At 53.3% G+C, this 360-nt stretch carries 1 protein-coding gene; it reads left to right on the top strand.

Annotated elements, in window-relative coordinates:
• On the top strand, positions 1 to 263 hold a 263-nt coding region (locus tag EJI01_RS28505; protein WP_148112395.1), incomplete at its 5' end, for an IS3 family transposase.
• Positions 264 to 360 lie beyond the last annotated feature (97 nt).

The raw sequence follows: 360 nt of genomic DNA, 5'->3' as shown, positions 1-360 counted from the left end.
CTTTCCGAAAACGTCTACAGGAAAACAAGCTGGTGCAGAGCATGTCGCGCAAGGCCAACTGCCTCGACAATGCGGCGATGGAAAGCTTCTTTGGAACACTGAAGTGCGAGCTCTTCTACATCAACAAGTTCGAAAACATTGAGGACTTAAAAGGTGCTCTTCACGACTACATTCGCTACTACAACGTCGATCGAATAAAGATGTCTCTGAGTGGCCTGAGCCCCGTCGAGTACAGGCAGCGGGAGACTCGGGGTTGGCCATGAGTACATGGCCAACCGGGGGCGCCTCCGGCGGCCTGGCAGGGGCCTAAAGAAATCGAAACATCAAGTCAACAATGTCCAAGGTTTGGGGGTCGGTCCA

This window comes from Variovorax sp. MHTC-1 (assembly GCF_003984645.1).
Lineage (GTDB): Bacteria > Pseudomonadota > Gammaproteobacteria > Burkholderiales > Burkholderiaceae_C > Variovorax.
The sequence above is the reverse complement of the archived record's forward strand: the minus strand, read 5'-3'. Positions and strand labels throughout refer to the sequence as shown.